Genomic DNA, 18156 nt, shown 5'->3' with positions numbered 1-18156 from the left:
TTGCAAAAAAGCAGCGGAGATATTAACCGGATCAGTATCCGTTAATATCTCCGCTGTTATATTTTCAGGCTATAAAACTCCTAAATAGCCATAATTTCTTTCTCTTTTACTTCGCAGTGTTTATCGATCAGCGTAATGTGCTTATCAGTTAATTGCTGGATATCGGCTTCTGCGTCCTTGGCTGTATCTTCACTTAAACCGTCTTTCTGCAATTTTTTAACTGCTTCAATAGCATCCCTGCGGATATTCCTGATGGCTACTTTTGCCTGTTCGCCTTCGTTATTCACCTTTTTCACAAATTCTTTCCTGCGTTCTTCGGTTAATGGCGGGAGGAATAAACGGATGATAACCCCGTCGTTTTGTGGATTGAGACCAATATTAGATGCAATAATGGCTCTTTCAATAGGCTGCAGCATGTTTTTTTCCCAGGGCTGAATGGTCAGGGTGCGGGCATCTGCAATGCTTACGTTAGCTACCTGGTTTAGTGCAGTTGGTGCGCCATAATAGTCAACAAAGATACCATCCAGTATTTGCGGATTGGCTTTCCCGGCTCTGATTTTTGTAAGTTCTGTTTCCAGGTGCCCGATAGCTTTCTTCATCGAGTCCGCTGCCTCATCAATGATAAGCGTTAGATCATCTTGCATAACATAAATAGTTAAGTGCGTGCAAACCTACAGGTTTTCTTTTAATCGTCAAAGCAACGCCCTGATAATGGAAGTAGAATTGCTTACAAATAACCACAACAAAAGGATTATTTATCTTGTAATACACCCTCTGTTGTAACACGCAATATTTTGGTGGCTTCTTTTGCTGTTGCTGCTGCTGGCTGTACTACCGGTTCCGGTATGGCTTTCACTGCCAGTTTCTTCCGGCGTGCCAGGTATAATATTCCGGTAAAAAAGGTAGCAGAACCTATTACAACCATTAATAACCAGGTAGCGCCCATTCCCTGCAGCACAAATGCACCAAGTATGTAGGTAGCATTAATGGCCACGGAAACCAGCGTGGTTTGCCTGTGATTGAGCTTCAGGTCCAGCAGGTAGTGGTGGATATGGTTTCTGTCGGCAGAGAAGGGAGATCTTCCCTGCAGCATACGAACAGCGAATACACGTAAAGTATCAAATAAAGGTACGATCAGGATAGCAAAAGCCACAGCTGGTGTAGCTCCGATTGGCATCTTACCGGCCGGGTTGCCTGCCACATCAATAAATTTCAGTACCAGCACTGCATTTACCAGCCCTATCAGTAAGGATCCCGTATCACCCATAAAAATGCGGGCGGGGGAAATATTATATATAAGAAAGCTGGCCAGCCCACCTGCCAGTGCAAAACCAATCACGGCATAAGTGATTTCACCTACATGCAGGAAATAAGCCCCCAGTACGGCACTCACCAGCAATCCGATACTGCCGGCATGGCCATCTACCCCATCTATCAGGTTGAAAGCATTGATTACCACAATAAAAGTGAAATAAGTCAGCATCAGGCTGATATTGGGAGGCATGGCATAAATGCCCATGAAGCCATACATACTTGTAATCTGCAGATTGCCCAGGTAGATAATAGCGAAAGATGCCGCCAGCTGCCCGATTAATTTCTTTAACGGAGACAACCCTACGATATCGTCTTTCATACCTACCATGAAAATGATGAAGAACGCCGCCATCATGTATTGAAATGGCGAATTGGCTAACGCGGGTACGCAGATAGCAGTGGCAATTATAAATCCGGAGAAAAAACCGATTCCTCCGAGCGTTGGTATACGCTGTTTATGCGTCTTTCGTTCGTCCGGTTCGTCGTATAAATGCTTTAATTCCGCCACTCTGATCAGTATTGGAATAGAAAAATAGGTAACAACAAAACTTAGGACGGTAGCAATTAATACATTCTCCATTAGTGGGGCTTAATTGTGCAAAGATATTAATTTCAACGAAATGTGAAAAGAAACGTTAAAAAAATCAACTTTTTTAATACTTTGAGATCGCAAAAAAACATTCAACAGCCACAAATTCTACGAAATTCTATTAGTTTTGCGGCACAAAAATTAACAACTATCATGCCACAGCTCAAAGATATTGCTACTCAGGTAAGGAGAGATATTGTACGGATGGTACATGGCGTTCAAAGCGGTCACCCCGGCGGTTCATTAGGTTGCGCCGACTTTCTGACTGCATTGTATTTCAAGGTAATGGATCACAAACCGGCACCTTTTGATATGGATGGTAAGAACCAGGACCTGTTCTTCCTGTCCAACGGACATATTTCACCGGTGTTCTATAGCGCACTTGCCCGTTCCGGCTACTTCCCCGTACAGGAACTGGGCACTTTCCGTAAGCTGAACTCCCGCCTGCAGGGCCACCCCACTACCCACGAACACTTACCGGGTATACGCATCGCTTCCGGCTCCCTGGGCCAGGGCATGAGCGTGGCAATAGGCGCAGCGCTTGCTAAAAAACTCAATAACGATAAAAACCTGGTATTCTCTCTGCACGGAGACGGTGAGCTGGAAGAAGGACAAATCTGGGAATCAGTAATGTTTGCTCCTCATCATAAAGTAGACAATCTTATCATCACTGTTGATCTGAATGGTCAGCAAATTGATGGAACTACTGATGATGTTGCCGGCCTCGGTGACGTAGGCGCTAAATTCGAAGTATTCGGATGGCTCGTACTGCATATGAATGGTAATGATATGGACGATGTTGTTGCCACACTGGAAAAAGCCAAAAGCCTTACCGGTCAGGGTAAACCCATTGCTATTATCATGAAAACTGTTATGGGTCAGGGTGTTGACTTCATGGAAGGCCACCACGAATGGCATGGTATTGCCCCCAGCGATGAGCAACTCGCCAAAGCACTGGCACAGTTACCTGAAACATTAGGCGACTATTAATTGTAGTTACTAAAAAATATTAAAAAAGGAGGAGCATGAATTCATGCTCCTCCTTTTTTAATATTTTTAATCAGGTCCGTATCAGGTAGCCTTCAGTGTAATCGCTTCCACCGCCGCTCTTCTCGCCGGATACCAGCTGGCAGCCACACCTATCACTATAATCGTAACAAACACCAACCCGAAATCTGCCGCATGCATACTCACCGGGTATGAATCCACCAGGAAAGAGGTTCCCTCCAGCTTAATAATACCAAAATGTTGTTGCAACACACAAAAGGTGATACCCAAACCAAATCCCAGCGCGGTTCCTATACCCGCAATAATCAATCCTTCCGCCAGGAAGATGCGCATAATCAATGATTTACGTGCACCCATAGCCTTCAGAATCGTTATATCTTTTTGCTTTTCTATCACCAGCATATACAAAGAGCCGATCATATTAAAAGCGGCAATGATCATAATAAAACTAAGTATCACGTATACCGCCCACTTCTCCGTTTGCATAATGGCATACAGCGATTGATTCTGCTCATACCGGGTTTGCACTTTGTAATGGCCCCCCAACAACTTTTCAAGTTGTGCTTTCAGTTCTTTATCGTTTATCCCTGCCCGTGTCCCTATTTCCAGCGACGACATCTCATCGGCGCCCATCTGCAACAGGCCCCGTAAAAATTCAATGTTTGTAATAACATACTTGCTGTTAAACTCCTGCTGAATAGCAAAAGTTCCGGCAGGATACAAAACGCCATTGTTCAGCGCATCCTCAGGGGTTACAAAAGCATTCACATTCCTGCGGGGAAGATATACGGTAACAGGTGCAATACTATGCACTACATCCACGCCCAGCGCGCCTTCCAGCTCCAGCCCCAGCACCGCCCGGTAGGCTACACTGTCGCCGGTGTCAAAACGCCCCCGGATAATGTTGCTTTTCACATCCGTAACATAATTGTAACTGCTGTCAACTCCCTTCAACACCGCAATCGTAGGCTCGTCACCGTAGCGCAGTACTGCCTTCTCTTCAATTACCCGGGAGAAATGGGCCACACCCGGCACCGCTGCTATTTGCTGCAGCTGCGCAGGCGTAAGGATAATTGTTTTACCGGTAACCGGCGCAATCTTCACCGCGGGATAAAAAGAGGAGTAAAGGGATTTTACCAGGCCCTCAAAGCCGTTGAACACACTCAGTATCACAATCAGGGCGCCAGTCCCAACTGCAATTGCCGCCACACTTACCCAGGCAATGATATTGATAGCATTGGTAGATTTTTTTGCCCGGAAGTAACGGGAAGCAAATTGCCAAACCATGTATTTGTAGAATTACGAATGAAGAATAAAGAATCCGTAACCCCTATTTCTTGCCATCCTTGATATTGGCGTCATCTTCCTTGATCTTCTTAAACAATTCTTCCATCTTAAACACATAATCAAGGGTATCATCCAAGAAGAAGCTCAATTCAGGGATTCTACGCAATTGTTTACCTAATCCTATTCCCAGTAACTTCTTGATTTCACCCATTCTTTCCTTGATCCGCTCCAGCATCTCAGAAGGAGCTTTGATCTGGAACATACTCAGGTATACCTTCGCTTCCAGCAGGTCTGGGGTCATCTTCACGGCAGCAACAGATATCATTCCCCCCTCTACCACATTAAATCCCAACCGCTGAAAAATACCACTCAGCTCCTGCTGCACAAGTTGTCCTATTTGTTTCTGCCTTTTAGTTTCCTGCATCTCATTCAGTTTTAATCGTTAGTAAAACAGTCTGCGTACGATAATAACATAATTACCCCGCCCCGCCAAACCATAACCGGCTGCCAACAGCCCGTCAGTTGCGAAATTAACCATTTCCGGCAAAGAATAGCCGCATTTACACCCCCTCATACCTTAATTATCCTATTTTTGCCAGCAAGTTAAACAGACTACCAGGAATGAAGACATTCAAGCGATTACTAAGATTTGCCACACCTTTGCACCATTATCTGCCCGAATATGTGATATATACTTTTACAGGTATCATATTCGGTATGGTCAATTTTGCGATGCTGATTCCACTACTGACCGTTATTTTTAACCAGGTGGGCGAAATTCCCCAGGCACTGCCGGAACCACATTTCACCTTCTCTATTAACTATTTCATAGACCTGTTCAACTACTATTTCTACAATTTTATCAGGGCCAGCGGCTCTAAACAAAGCGCCCTTTACTTCGTTTGTGCGGTGATCGGTGTGTGTATCGTGATCGCCAACTTTGGCCGCTACATGAGCGCCAGGGTAATGGTACGGCTTAAAATGACCGTTCTGTCCAGGCTACGTATACGCCTCTATGAAAAATTCACGCAACAATCATTATCATTTTACAGCGATCAGCAAAAAGGAGATCTGCTTTCTTCCATGACCAATGATGTACAGGAAATTGAAAACAGTGTGATCAACGCCATACAAACACTGTTGCGCGATCCGTTCATCATAATCGGCTACTTCGCAGCACTGTTCTATCTCTCCGTAAAACTCACCCTGTTCACAATCGTATTCTTTCCTATCTCCGGTCTGCTGATATCTTATGTATCCAAAAAATTAAAACTAAAAGGTAAATTCAGCCAGGACCTGCTGGGAAAAATCCTTTCAGTAACGGAAGAAACACTCAGCGGTATCAGGATCATACAATCCTTTACTGCAGAGCGTTTCATGAAAAATAAATTCGGTGAGGTAAACACCCGGTTTGTAAAAGTGAGTAAGTCGATGTACAACCAGCGCGAACTCGCTTCTCCCATTTCTGAAATACTTGGAGTAATCGTTATCGTCATTCTGGTGATTTATGGAGGAAGCCTCGTATTATCCGGCAGCGAACTGCTTACCGGCGCCACTTTCATGACTTACCTGGTTTTCTATTCGCAGATCATGCAACCTGCAAAAAACGTATCTACTTCTATTACTACTATACAAAAAGGAATGGTTGCCAGTGAAAGGATCTTCAAAATTCTGGACGCGCCGGTTACCATCCACGAAAAGCCTGATGCCCGTGCTGTGAGCGGGTTTAATACCAGCGTGGAATACGATGATGTTTCCTTTAAATACGAACAGCAATATGTGCTGAAGCACATCCGGCTTACTATTAATAAGGGGCAGATGATAGCGCTGGTTGGCCGCAGTGGTGCAGGCAAATCCACGATGGCCGATATTTTACCACGCTTCTATGATGTAAATGAGGGCGCCATTCGTATAGACGGTACCGATATACGCGACCTGAAAGTACACGACCTCCGCAGCATGATCGGCGTTGTATCGCAGGAAGCCATTCTCTTCAATGATACAGTACTGAACAATATTGCCTTTGGTCAGCCAAAGGCCGACAGGGAGGCCATTATAACCGCCGCAAAAATTGCCAACGCACATGAATTTATTGAACAGCTTGACAACGGTTATGACACCATTATTGGCGACCGCGGGCTGAAACTTAGCGGGGGCCAGCGTCAACGCCTTACCATCGCACGCGCGATCTTCAAAAATCCGCCTATTCTCATATTGGATGAAGCCACTTCTGCATTGGATACCGAGTCCGAAAAACTGGTACAGGCAGCACTGGACAAACTCATGCAAAACCGCACCACCATTGTGATAGCCCACCGGCTGAGTACCATACAACATGCCAGTGAAATCATTGTAATGGACCACGGAGAAATCAAAGAACGCGGCACCCACGACGCATTGCTGAAGCTGCAGGGTATCTATCATAAACTGGTGGAAATGCAGGAATTTAAATAAAGGAATCCTAACGTTAAAGTATATACGTAAGCAGAGAATGTTCCGCTCAAAAAGTGGAACGTTCTCTGCTTAATCAATCCCCATGTGGCTTTCCGTAACATTTTCTTCTTCCCAAAAACCCGTAATAGGTACGGTTTTTGTTATTGAAGCGGCCTGACAATGCCAACACCAGCTCTTTGCAGCACTTATTTTTTAACCTTTAACATAGCGAACTCCTATGATATCTATCGTAATTCCTGTATTAAACGAAGGTGCTACCATACGCCAGGTTATTAAAACCGTAAAGAAAACATCCCGGAAAATTGAGATCATTGTGGTAGATGATAATTCTACAGACAACACAGTGGAAGAAGCGATGAAAGAACATGTGAGAGTGATTACCAGCAGCCAGCGTGGAAAGGGAATATCTATGCGTGAAGGCATGATGGCTGCCAAACATGATATTATTGCCTACGTAGATGGCGACATCCTGACTTACCCCGACAATATTATAGACCTATTAACTGGTCCTATCGAAAAAGACGAAGCCGACTTCGTCAAATCCTACTTTGAAAGGCAGGCAGGCAGGGTCACCCAATTGGTGGCCAAGCCACTGCTGAGTATATTATACCCCGAGCTTGCTCATTTCCAGCAACCACTCAGCGGGATGATTGCAGCGCGTAAATCTTTCCTTTCCCGTGTACATTTTGAAAATGATTATGGCGTGGATATCGGTCTGCTGATAGACATGCATCACCTCGGCGCGCGCATCACAGAAGCAAATATCGGGAAGGTGGAAAATGCCATGCAAACCTGGGAGCAGCTGAGCAAAATGTCGAGAGAAGTATCCCGCACCATTCTCCGCAAAGCGGAAAATATACCACTGGAAAACCTTGAAACACTGGGAAATATTAACCTGATCCGGGAACAAATGGAATACTCTATCCTGGAATCTATTGATAAATTACAGAAGATGGTCATCTTCAACCTCGATCATGCCGTGTTTACACAAGATTACATGCAATGGGCTGCAGTGGCCTTTGGGCAGGAGGAAGGGCTACAGGAAATTGAATCTGCCGGACATAGTGCGGCAACTACGCTGCACTTAAAAGCCACCCTTTTTGAAGGACGCAATATAGCAGAATTGCTGGAAGTAGCCGATGCTATTCCATTGGTACCCGGCATTCGCGAAATAGTGCGTGAGCTGAAAAAAAGAGGCTATGCCGTTGGTCTTATTACCGATGGATTTGGTACCGTAGCCCGTCATATTAAGAATCAGCTGGGAATGGATTTCGTATTTGCCAATAAGCTGCATCTGGTGAACAGCGTGGCTACCGGCAAGTTTACCGTTGCAGATTATTTCATGAAAGGAGCCGAATATTCCCGTAGCAATATGTATCCTTATATCGCGCAGCAGTATCATATTAATACACAGAATATCATTTATGTGGGAGATGGAAAACGGGACAGTAAATTATTAGCCGAGGCCGGCATCGGCGTTGCTTTTTGTCCACAGTATCCTGGTAATGTTGTAGAAAAGGTTGCCGATAAAATCATCAGTGGTTTATCATTGGCGCCTTTGCTGGATATTGCGCAGGCCAGTCCTGCGAAGTTTGGAATCAAGCTGCCGGCTATCAGTAAAAAGCAGGCGCGTAATATTGGAGTGGGCAGCCTGATAGGTTTGGCCGGAGCGGGATTAATTTACCTGGCCGTACGGCAGATGCGTAATAAAAAAGAGATGGCCGCCTGTTGATAATATTCATTCAGCTATAAAGCTACAAAAGGAAAAGGCGCAGCGGATAACCGCTGCGCCTTTTCTGTCTTAATAGTATTAAGACTATTTACTTTTAGCCAGTTTGGCTTCAATGCTCAAGGTGGCGTGAGGAACTGCTCTGAGGCGTGCTTTATCTATGAGTTTACCGGTTACGCGGCAAATACCATAGGTTTTGTTTTCAATACGCATCATTGCTTTTTCCAGGTGATCGATGAACTGGATCTGACGGCTGGCCATCTGGTTCAGTTGCTCTCTTTCCTGGGAGCCGCTGCCATCTTCCATACTCATGTATTTGTTCTCTGTATCGTCAGTACCTGCCTCGTCTTTACGGGTGATCAGGCCTTGCAGATAGATGAGCTCCTTTTTAGCTGATTCCAGCTTCTTTTGGATCAATTCTCTAAACTCCTGCAGGTCTGAATCACTGTATCTGTATACAGGACCAGTAGGTTGCGCTGGTTGATCCAGCACTGACTTGGTGAATTCAGGCTGATAAGTTACCAGGGTAGCTTTTCCACCTTTTTTCTCAGATTTTTCAGTTTTTTCGGTTTTCTCGGATCTTTCCGCCTTTACTGACTTTTCAGCCTTAACAACAGGCTTTTCCGCTGCTTTTTTTGTGGATTCTTTTTCCTTAGCAACTTCTACCTTAGTATCTGCTTTCTTTACTGCCATCGTTTTAAGTTCTTTTTCTTCTGACTTAGAAATAAATGGTTTCTCTTTTCCAGCGGAAACACTTTTCGTTACCACTTGCTGCTTTACAGCAGGCTCTTTTTTAACCGTCGATTTCGCAGGTACAGCAACTTTCTTGACGGACGATGTTTTACTGTTTGGTAAGGCAGAAGCCTTTTTCACTGCTTTTTTAGGCGCCGGAGCGGCTTTTTTGGCAGTGCTTTTAGCTACCACGGCTTTTCCGGCTGCTGGTTTTGCCGCTGCTTTAGGAGCCGCCTTTTTAGGGGCTGCTTTTGCAGCTGCTTTTTTTGGAGCAGGCGCCGCTTTCTTTACCGGAGCAGGTTTAGCAGCTTTCTTCGCTGGTGATGCCTTTGCTACAGTCTTCTTTGCCGGAGCTGCCTTCTGGGTCGTTTTACTAGCAACCTTCTTTTTTGTTGCCATGGGGGATTAGCTTTTTTTGTTAACTAATACATTAAATTTAAGGTCGTTTACCTCTATTTCTGTACCATCTTGTAATCGCTCCACTAATTCCAGGCTATCTGCCAAAATTTCCGTGCAAATATAATCATTATAGTTCACAATGGCCGACTTGAGCATATCCACACTTTCAATCGTTACGTCAATTCTGTCAGTCAATGCAAAATCATTATCCTTCCGGATTTTCTGTATCCGGTTTACCAGTTCCCTGGCATTTCCTTCATCCTGTAACTGGGGAGTAATAGTAATGTCGAGCGCTACCGTTAAGGCGCCTTTATTAGCTACTGTCCATCCCGGAATATCTTCGGAAATGATTTCAACGTCTGAGAGTTGGATTTGCAACTGCTCTCCCTCTACAACCAGGTTGAAATGGCCGTCGCGCTCAATGGTGGTAATTTCTGCCTCTGTAAACGCGCTGATCGCGGCTGCTACAGATTTCATCTTTGCTCCCATTTTACCACCGAGGGACTTGAAGTTAGGCTTAATCTTTTTCTTGATAAAACCCTCCGTTTCCGTAAGATAATCAATCCCTTTGACATTGACCTCACTTTTTATCAGGTCAGCTACCATTTCTATTTGCGCTTTCATTCTGCCATTTGCCACCGGAATTAAAATCTTCTGCAAAGGCTGACGAACCTTAATGTTCACCTTTTTACGCAAGGATAATACCAGCGAGGAGATATCCTGCGCCAGCTGCATCCTTTCTTCCAGATCAATATCTACCGTACCCTCATTTATCACAGGAAAATCAGTGTGGTGGATGGAAGCTGCCTTGCTGCGGCCACTTACACTGTTCAGGTTGTTAAATAACCAATCGGTGAAAAATGGAGAAACCGGGGCCATCAATTGTGCAATTTTTTCCAAACATTCGTATAATGTCTGGTAGGCGCTGATCTTATCATGCTCATATTCCCCTTTCCAGAACCGTCGGCGGCACAAACGCACGTACCAGTTACTCAGCTGCTCATCCACAAAACGCTCTATCGCTCTGCCGGCCTGCGTAGGCTCGTAATCGTCAAAGCTGCTGGTCACATCTTTTACAAGGGTATTCAATACGGAAATAATCCAACGGTCAATTTCCGGACGCTCTTCTAAAGGAATATATGCTTCCCTGAAAGTAAACTTATCAAGATTTGCATACATAGCAAAGAAGTTATATGTATTGTACAGGGTGCCAAACAATTTACGTTGCGCTTCACCTATACCTTTTACATCAAACTTTAAACTATCCCAGGGCGAAGCGTTTGTGATCAGGTACCAGCGGGTGGCATCTGCCCCGAATTTTTCAATGGTTTCAAACGGATTCACCACGTTGCCGAGGCGTTTACTCATTTTATTACCATTGCTATCCAACACCAAACCGTTGGATACCACTGTTTTATATGCAACCTTATCAAAAAGCAAAACACCTAACACATGTAAAGTATAGAACCAGCCACGAGTTTGGTCCACCCCTTCTGCAATAAAATCTGCAGGGAATGACTCTCCATTGTCTATCAACTCCTTGTTCTCAAAAGGATAGTGCCATTGAGCGTATGGCATCGCACCACTGTCAAACCATACATCCACCAGATCAGGTTCACGATGCATTGGTTCGCCTTTTTCACTTACCAGGATTATATCATCTACATAAGGCTTATGTAAATCAAGAATACCCTCATGTAGATGTGATTTGTTCACATCTCCGCCCAATACCTCATTAGCCCTTCTTATTTCTGTATTCAGCTCGTCAATACTACCGATACATTTTTCTTCACTGCCATCATCTGTACGCCAAATAGGTAACGGTGTACCCCAATAACGGCTACGGCTGAGGTTCCAGTCCACCATATTTTCCAACCAGTTGCCAAAGCGGCCTGTCCCGGTGGAAGCAGGTTTCCAATTAATAGTTTTATTCAATTCCACCATCCTGTCTTTCATTGCCGTGGTTTTTATGAACCAGGCATCCAGGGGATAGTATAAAACCGGCTTATCCGTACGCCAGCAATGAGGATAGGTATGCTCGTACTTTTCTACTTTAAATGCCCTGTTCTCCTTCTTCAATTTAACAGCAATGTCTACATCAACATCTTTATAATCAGGATCATCCTTATAGTTCTTTACAAACCGGCCCGAAAACTCACCAACGTTATCAGTAAACTTACCTTCTCTATCCACTAATGTCAATATACCAATACCATTTTTCTTGCCAACCCGATTATCGTCTGCACCAAAAGCAGGGGCTGTGTGCACTATCCCTGTTCCATCTTCTGTTGTAACGAAATCCCCGAGAATTACGCGAAATGGATCGCCCTCTTCTGGCTGGGCAAATGGTAATAATTGCTCGTACCGGATATTTTCAAGCTGACTGCCCTTGAAACTCGTCAGAATCTTCCACGGAATTATTTTATCCCCTTCCTGATAAGCGCTAAAATCACTGTTTTCCCCTTCCGCTTTAAAATATTTGCCAAGTAATACCTTTGCCATTACCACATTCACGGGGATATGTGTGTATTGATTGAAGGTACTTACTAATACATACTCTATGTTAGCACCAACGGTTAAGCCCAAATTAGATGGCAAAGTCCACGGGGTAGTAGTCCAAGCCAAGAAAAACACCTCATCAGCGCTGGCTGCATCAAACAGGAATTGAGATTTATCTGATTGTAATGCTTTAAACATGGCCACTATAGTAGTGTCCTTGACATTCTTATAAGTACCCGGCTGATTTAATTCTGCAGAACTTAGGCCTGTACCGGCAGCGGGAGAATAAGGTTGAATACTTACGCTTTTATATAATAGACCCTTCTTATAGAGCGTTTGCATCGCCCACCATAAAGTTTCTATATACTTATTTTCAAATGTGATGTAAGGATCTTTCAGATCCACCCAGTAACCCATCTTACGGGTCAGGTCATCCCACTTGTCTTTATACTTTAATACTTCCCTTCTACAGGTATCATTATAATCGGCAACGGAAATCTTGGTACCAATGTCTTTCTTGGTAATCCCTAAAGTTTTTTCAACACCCAGTTCCACCGGCAAACCGTGGGTATCCCACCCACCTTTACGCTTTACCTGGTAACCACGCATTGTTTTATAACGACATACCAGGTCTTTTAATGTACGTGAAATAACATGGTGAATACCCGGTAAACCATTGGCGCTTGGAGGTCCTTCATAAAAAACAAAGGGAGTGGCGCCTTCGCGCACTTCCACACTTTTTTCAAAAGTCTGGTGCTGCTCCCAGTGTTGCAGTATATCTTTCTCTATCTGAGGTAAATTCAACTGGCTATATTCCTGATATTTGCTGGACATAAAACAATTCCCCGCCCTTTGATGTTATTTAGACAATAATTGATTAAAATTGTGCGAAGTTAAGAAAATACGCTGGCTCCTAAATAGCCATCTTTGCTAAAAACTATGCTTTTTGAATATTTTTTATTGTTTTTTTTGTAATTTGCAATAAAGAGTACCTAAACTGCGTTTTTGGCATTGTTTTAGCTAACTTGCCAGGAAGAAATTAGAAAAACCTAGTAGTTAATTTTAACCCAACGGAAAAAACCATATCAAATATGAAAAAGTTGACGTTAATATTTTGCGCGGTTCTATTCACTTCCGGCATAACTTTTGCACAGCAAAAAAAATCAGTTAAAAAAACAAAGATAGTTGCCAAAGCGGTGCAAGCACCTGAGGCAGTTAAAAGTTCTTTTGATCAGAATTTTGCGGGAACAGCAGCTGCTAAGTGGACAAAGACAAGTGCAGGACATTGGACAGCAAGTTTCCAAAAAGACAACATAAACACAATTGCAGAGTATGATGCGGATGGCAAATGGGTTGCCACGAGAAGCGCTTATGATGCTCAAAATCTTCCGGAATCAGTGGCTGGTACACTGAAAACAAAATATCCGGCAGCAACCATAAAAGATGGCTGGAAAATTGAGAGATCAGATGTAGCTTCATACTACAAAATCAATATTCAGGATAATGGTACGGACAAGGCAGTGTTGCTGAATGAAGCTGGTACCATCACTGAATAACACAAACAAGTATTTCATAGGTATAGGGATAAATAGGACAGACCCTGCTCTTTTGGGCGGGGTTTTTTATTTGTTATGACTCCTCACATCTTTTTTCCCATCCCTCTCATTTCCCAACATGTGAATTTTTCCCAACGGTAGAACCTGCAAATTCCACAACCCGTAAATTATAATCCTGTAAAACTAAAACTGCATTTAACCCAAAGGATGTATAGCCAATGCCGTATCATTAGTACTGCCGGTCACACACCCTTACCAGTCCTATTTCAGGATAACCCATAGATAAGCCATAGATAAGCCGTATATAAGTCATATATAAGCCATATCTATAGAGACACGGGTTATCTATGGCTTATCATCATTTTATCTACGGATATAATCCGGGTTATAATTTGATGGGCTTGCTTTAGCGCATGCAGCAAACGTTTCAGGAGATTGCCCCGCCCAAACAAAAAAAGTCGCCCGCAGAAGCGAACGACTTTATAAAATCTGGTAGAAACTTTTCTGGCATATTGCACTTCAATGGTGTTTGATATTCATGCAAGTATAATTTATGGCTTTACTTACTTTTGCCAGCCAAGCTTCTCCCAAGGTCAAATCTGATAAGGAAGCTTATAGGAAACGCAAATGGATATCTGCCTATCGTGTTACAAAGAAACGCCTATATTTTATCTTCCGTTTTTCAAATCGGGAAAACAAATGATCGAAAAGGGAAAATACCGGCTCATTTGCCCGATTTCAAACTTCTTTTCAGTGCCCGAAAAATGGTAAACCAGTAAAACCTGGCTAACCGCCCCTGGTAGAAGTACTTCAAAACCCACTTGTACTCACCCTGGAAATGCAATACAGACATCGCCTGCGCCCTTCCGCCGGTGGCCTTACAATACACTGCTTCCCCCTTTAATTTAATCGTCTTCCTGTTGCAAAAGGATTGGTAAACACCATTTTCACTGTAAACGGACGAAATGTTATGGTCAATACCCAGCGAACTGCCGATGGCATTGGAATTCAAGTAGGGAATTCCCTTCTCTTTTACCCACATATAGAGCAGCGTCATATCTGAAATAGCCGTTCTTCCTATCTTTTCCTGCTGCACTACATAATGCTTCTCCAGGAAATGATCCTCCTTATTTCTTTCATAAACTTCCAGCAGGTAATCCGTGAAACTATTGATCAGCGCTTTATTCCAGAACGAAAAATGCGGAGAGATCTGGTGTTCACTGCCTTCTCCGTAAAACCCTTCACTACCAATAAATACACCTTGCAACGATGTATCTTCCCGGATATGCTGCAGGTTGTTTACAAGGTAAATGTCTGAATCAGAAAGAATAAAAGTATCCTCATTTTTATGTGCTTCCGCAATAACGAAATAACGGGCAAAACAGCTTACTTCAAACTCAAATGAATTGACACTATAATGTTCATAAAGAGACAGGAACTGCTCATACCTGGCGTTGCCTTTCAATTTATCAGGACCAATTACCGTAAGGTTCAGGCTCAAACACCGCGCTTTTCTTTCATATAACTTTAAATAGATGAGATCCCTGTTTTCATATATATAGATGTCATTCAACATATGTACTGTTTTATCATTTGCCTTAGCCCTAAACAGATGACTTAAAAATCATATAAATATAGTTACACTATTTTTAACGCTGAGATATTTCCCTTACAGGGAAAGCATAGAAGTGACGCAGAAAATATTGAAATAGCTGGTGTTTAACGCAACAGCAGTTCGCAGGGCTTCAGCCCGGTGTGCTTTTTAAAGGCAGTGGAGAAGTGGGAAATGCAGGAATATCCCATCAGCATGGCTACTTCAGAAACAGACATCCCTTTTTCATACAAAAGCCCTTTGGCTTTTTCCATTCTCTCTTTCTGGAAATAATCATATATGGTGGTACCATACATGGCTTTGAAGCCTTTCTTCAGGTAACACTCGTTCATGGCTACGCGGCGGGCCAGATCCCTGATGGTAATAGGGGAGTCCAGTTGCTCCAGCAGAATACCCCGGGCGTTTTCTATTTTTTCGCGGTCTTCCAGGTGGGTAAGGAAGCGGCAACCATAGCGCTCGTCGGTATCATTCTGCATAAACTGGTCGGAACTGTATAATAACAGGTCCAGCGCACGGCTTTGCAGGAATATATTTTTCAGGATGCCCTCGTAATCGTGATGTACCATTGTTTCCAGTACAGATTTGGACTTCGTACAGGGCTGGATGGTTTTCACAAAAGGTTTGCGGGACTGGTTTTCAAATAAAGAAAAGGTAGTGGTGCCCTTTTGCAGTGATTGGATAAATGCGGGCTGGAAGCGAACCGTGATCAGGTCTACCGATGGCACCCTGTCATTGCAGGCTTCCTTCTTTCCTTCCGAGCAAAGCTGATCGGTACAGGAAGGATTTTTACAATATTTACTGCCGGCAACACAATACCGCAGCTCAATGGCGGCAGATTGCCCCCTTTTGGCCGGCTGGTAAATGACCATCGCCACATCTTCAACAGGTAACGGTTTATCGTAGGTAAAACGTTGTAACGTAAAATCAAGACAGTCAGGTACTGACACACTATCCTGCTCCGCCAGCTGTAACTGGTCGCTCATCGCGGGTTGCGGAATGGCCAAAGACAATATTTCCTGTATTTCTTTCACTTTATCTGTTTTTAAACGCCGTGCTGTTATAGAAGTCACAAATTTAGGGATTCGTTTTTTAAACAAATACGTTTTGACAATACAGTTACAAACCCACTCCTACTTTCCCCATCGGTGAAACAGCCCACTTATTGGTATAAATTTCGTTTATGCTTCCCTGATGGCAAAAAATGGCGCTAATATCCGCAGACTGGTAAAGATTATACTTATTGTAGCCGGCCTACTTACCTTGTTGGTGCTGGGTACCGGCTGGTATCTTAATCAGCACTGGAATAAACTGCTGAAACGGGAGCTTCAGGGCTATGTAACCGAACTGTCGGACAGTCTTTATACAGTTAAGTTCGAAGAACTGCACCTGGACGTGCTTTCCGGCAGTGTAACTATCGACAAAGCCAGTATGACGGCCGATTCCGTTGTATATCAACGCTTGTTGTCGCAACAGCGGGCGCCGGCCGATATTTACACCATCAGTGTGGACCGGCTGGAACTTAAATACTTTAAGCCCTGGCGCTATTTTTTCGGGAAAGACCTCAGCGCCGGTATCCTCACGGTAACCAGCCCCAGTATCATTATGGATCAAAACACCACCGTAAAAGATACCAGCACCCCGAAAACAGCCTACCAAAACATCTCTTCCAAAATGAAATCCATTTTTATAGGTAAGCTGGTACTGGACAGCACCAACTTTAAATATATTTTTACCAGGAAAGACTCGTCGCGGGTGATCCATCAATTCCACAATCTGAGTGTACAAATCAATGATTTCCTGATAGACTCGGTAGCCCTGGATGATCCCACCCGTTTTTTATACGCCCGCAATTACGAAATAGGGATGAAGGACTATATGAACAGAACACGTGATAGTCTTTACTGGATGTATGTTCGCGGAATCCGGTATGATGCGGCCCGGCGCACTGTGCACATCAGCCAGTTTGAACTGCAACCCCGTTATGATAAAGCTGCCTTCCAGAAAAAGACCGGCGTGCAGCAGGACCGGTTTGAAGTGGTGCTTAACGATATCAGCCTCCGTAACCTTAATCCCCGCCTTTTATTGCAGGAGCAGCAGATCTGGGCCGAGCGGGTAAATATCCAGAGCGGCAAACTGGATATCTACAGGAACCGCATGATGCCTGTGCCTCCCGGTAATAAACTCGGGCAATATCCCCAGCAGCTGCTGGCTAAGCTGAAAGTTCCCGTGAATATTGATACGCTTACCGGCAATAACATTGATATCCGGTATACAGAATTGAGCCCGGTTACGGAACAAACCGGGTATATCAATTTCAGCCATGTACACGGTTTGTTCCGTAACATCACCAATATTGACAGCATGATAGCCAAAAACAGGCGCCTCACAGCCGATTTTGATGCAATATTCATGAAAAGCGGTAAACTAACCGCCCGGTTTGATTTTTTGCTGGACGACAAAGGCGGCAGGTTTGTTGTTTCCGGCCGGTTGAATAATATGAACGGCAAAGACCTGAACGTTGTCACCCAGCCAATGGGGAAAATCGAGATCAGGTCGTGCGATATCCAGGATCTTACCTTTAATATTAATGGAGATGAACGAAGGGCGAAGGGGCATGTAAAAATGCTGTACCAAAATCTTAAAATCGCCGTTTTAAAACAAAATAAGGATCACGATGGATTTAAACGCAAAGGGCTCGTTAGTCTCGTAGCTAACGCACTGGTAATCAATTCAGAAAACCCATCAAAAAATGAAAAAGTCCGCACTGCGGATGTTACTTACACCCGGGACATCCAAAAGTCCTTTTTTAACCTGGTGTGGAAAACTTTGTTTACAGGCGTAAAAGACATTGCTGGTGCAGGAAATCTCCAGTGGAAAAAATGATGGATCCTCACCACATAAAAACAGCCCTTCTTTTGTGGAAATAAGGCTTATTTTTCGTATTTTTGCATGATTGTCTACCGATTTTATTTCTAAT

Annotated in this window: 13 protein-coding genes; 5 read left to right on the top strand and 8 right to left on the bottom strand. The window is 43.8% G+C overall.

Annotated features, from left to right (window positions below; genetic code table 11):
- Positions 1-80: 80 nt before the first annotated feature.
- Both frr and ACMXI2_RS30055 read right to left on the bottom strand, forming a co-directional pair.
- Complete coding sequence (frr, locus tag ACMXI2_RS30060) at positions 81-644, bottom strand: ribosome recycling factor (RefSeq protein WP_483779543.1); 564 nt, start codon at positions 642-644, stop codon at positions 81-83.
- A gap of 107 nt (positions 645-751) precedes the next feature.
- Positions 752-1894 (bottom strand): glycosyltransferase family 4 protein, encoded by a 1143-nt coding sequence (locus ACMXI2_RS30055; RefSeq protein ID WP_420987298.1) that lies wholly within the window; start codon positions 1892-1894, stop codon positions 752-754.
- Between the two features lie 162 nt (positions 1895-2056).
- Between ACMXI2_RS30055 and ACMXI2_RS30050 the strand changes: the two genes are divergently transcribed.
- Positions 2057-2893 carry a transketolase gene (locus tag ACMXI2_RS30050; protein ID WP_483779542.1) on the top strand — a complete coding sequence of 279 codons (837 nt, stop codon included), beginning with the start codon at positions 2057-2059 and terminating at the stop codon, positions 2891-2893.
- Between the two features lie 81 nt (positions 2894-2974).
- Here the strand turns inward: ACMXI2_RS30050 and ACMXI2_RS30045 are convergent, their stop codons facing one another.
- The gene (locus tag ACMXI2_RS30045; protein ID WP_483779541.1) at positions 2975-4198 is read right to left on the bottom strand and encodes an FtsX-like permease family protein; all 1224 of its coding nucleotides are present in this window, start codon (positions 4196-4198) and stop codon (positions 2975-2977) included.
- Between the two features lie 43 nt (positions 4199-4241).
- On the bottom strand, positions 4242-4622 hold the full coding sequence (rbfA, locus tag ACMXI2_RS30040; protein WP_370909242.1) for a 30S ribosome-binding factor RbfA: 381 nt from the start codon (positions 4620-4622) through the stop codon (positions 4242-4244).
- A gap of 197 nt (positions 4623-4819) precedes the next feature.
- Here rbfA and ACMXI2_RS30035 point away from each other — a divergent pair, with 197 nt between their 5' ends.
- Both ACMXI2_RS30035 and ACMXI2_RS30030 read left to right on the top strand, forming a co-directional pair.
- Positions 4820-6652 carry an ABC transporter ATP-binding protein gene (locus ACMXI2_RS30035; protein ID WP_483779540.1) on the top strand — a complete coding sequence of 611 codons (1833 nt, stop codon included), beginning with the start codon at positions 4820-4822 and terminating at the stop codon, positions 6650-6652.
- Between the two features lie 217 nt (positions 6653-6869).
- The gene (locus ACMXI2_RS30030; protein ID WP_483779539.1) at positions 6870-8384 is read left to right on the top strand and encodes a glycosyltransferase; all 1515 of its coding nucleotides are present in this window, start codon (positions 6870-6872) and stop codon (positions 8382-8384) included.
- 84 nt (positions 8385-8468) lie between these two features.
- On the opposite strand, the gene ACMXI2_RS30025 is transcribed toward ACMXI2_RS30030, so the two are convergent.
- Together ACMXI2_RS30025 and ileS are read right to left on the bottom strand one after the other, a co-directional pair.
- Positions 8469-9512, bottom strand: a complete 1044-nt coding sequence (locus ACMXI2_RS30025) for a TraR/DksA family transcriptional regulator (RefSeq protein WP_483779538.1) — start codon at positions 9510-9512, stop codon at positions 8469-8471.
- 6 nt (positions 9513-9518) lie between these two features.
- Entirely contained in the window at positions 9519-12845 is a 3327-nt protein-coding gene (gene ileS / locus ACMXI2_RS30020; protein ID WP_483779537.1) for an isoleucine--tRNA ligase, read from the bottom strand.
- A 257-nt stretch (positions 12846-13102) separates the two neighbouring features.
- On the opposite strand from ileS, the gene ACMXI2_RS30015 reads away from it, so the two are divergent.
- Complete coding sequence (locus ACMXI2_RS30015) at positions 13103-13567, top strand: PepSY-like domain-containing protein (RefSeq protein ID WP_079469825.1); 465 nt, start codon at positions 13103-13105, stop codon at positions 13565-13567.
- A 724-nt stretch (positions 13568-14291) separates the two neighbouring features.
- Here the strand turns inward: ACMXI2_RS30015 and ACMXI2_RS30010 are convergent.
- Both ACMXI2_RS30010 and ACMXI2_RS30005 read right to left on the bottom strand, forming a co-directional pair.
- Positions 14292-15143 carry a hypothetical protein gene (locus ACMXI2_RS30010; protein ID WP_483779536.1) on the bottom strand — a complete coding sequence of 284 codons (852 nt, stop codon included), beginning with the start codon at positions 15141-15143 and terminating at the stop codon, positions 14292-14294.
- Between the two features lie 143 nt (positions 15144-15286).
- On the bottom strand, positions 15287-16249 hold the full coding sequence (locus tag ACMXI2_RS30005) for a helix-turn-helix domain-containing protein (RefSeq protein ID WP_079469827.1): 963 nt from the start codon (positions 16247-16249) through the stop codon (positions 15287-15289).
- A gap of 121 nt (positions 16250-16370) precedes the next feature.
- Here ACMXI2_RS30005 and ACMXI2_RS30000 point away from each other — a divergent pair, with 121 nt between their 5' ends.
- A complete protein-coding gene (locus tag ACMXI2_RS30000) occupies positions 16371-18062 on the top strand; it encodes a hypothetical protein (protein ID WP_483779535.1) in 1692 nt (563 codons plus the stop codon).
- The last annotated feature ends 94 nt before the right edge of the window (positions 18063-18156 follow it).

Source organism: Chitinophaga sp. G7 BAM 1005 (genome assembly GCF_057126945.1).
This window is presented reverse-complemented; position numbering and strand designations above follow the sequence as displayed.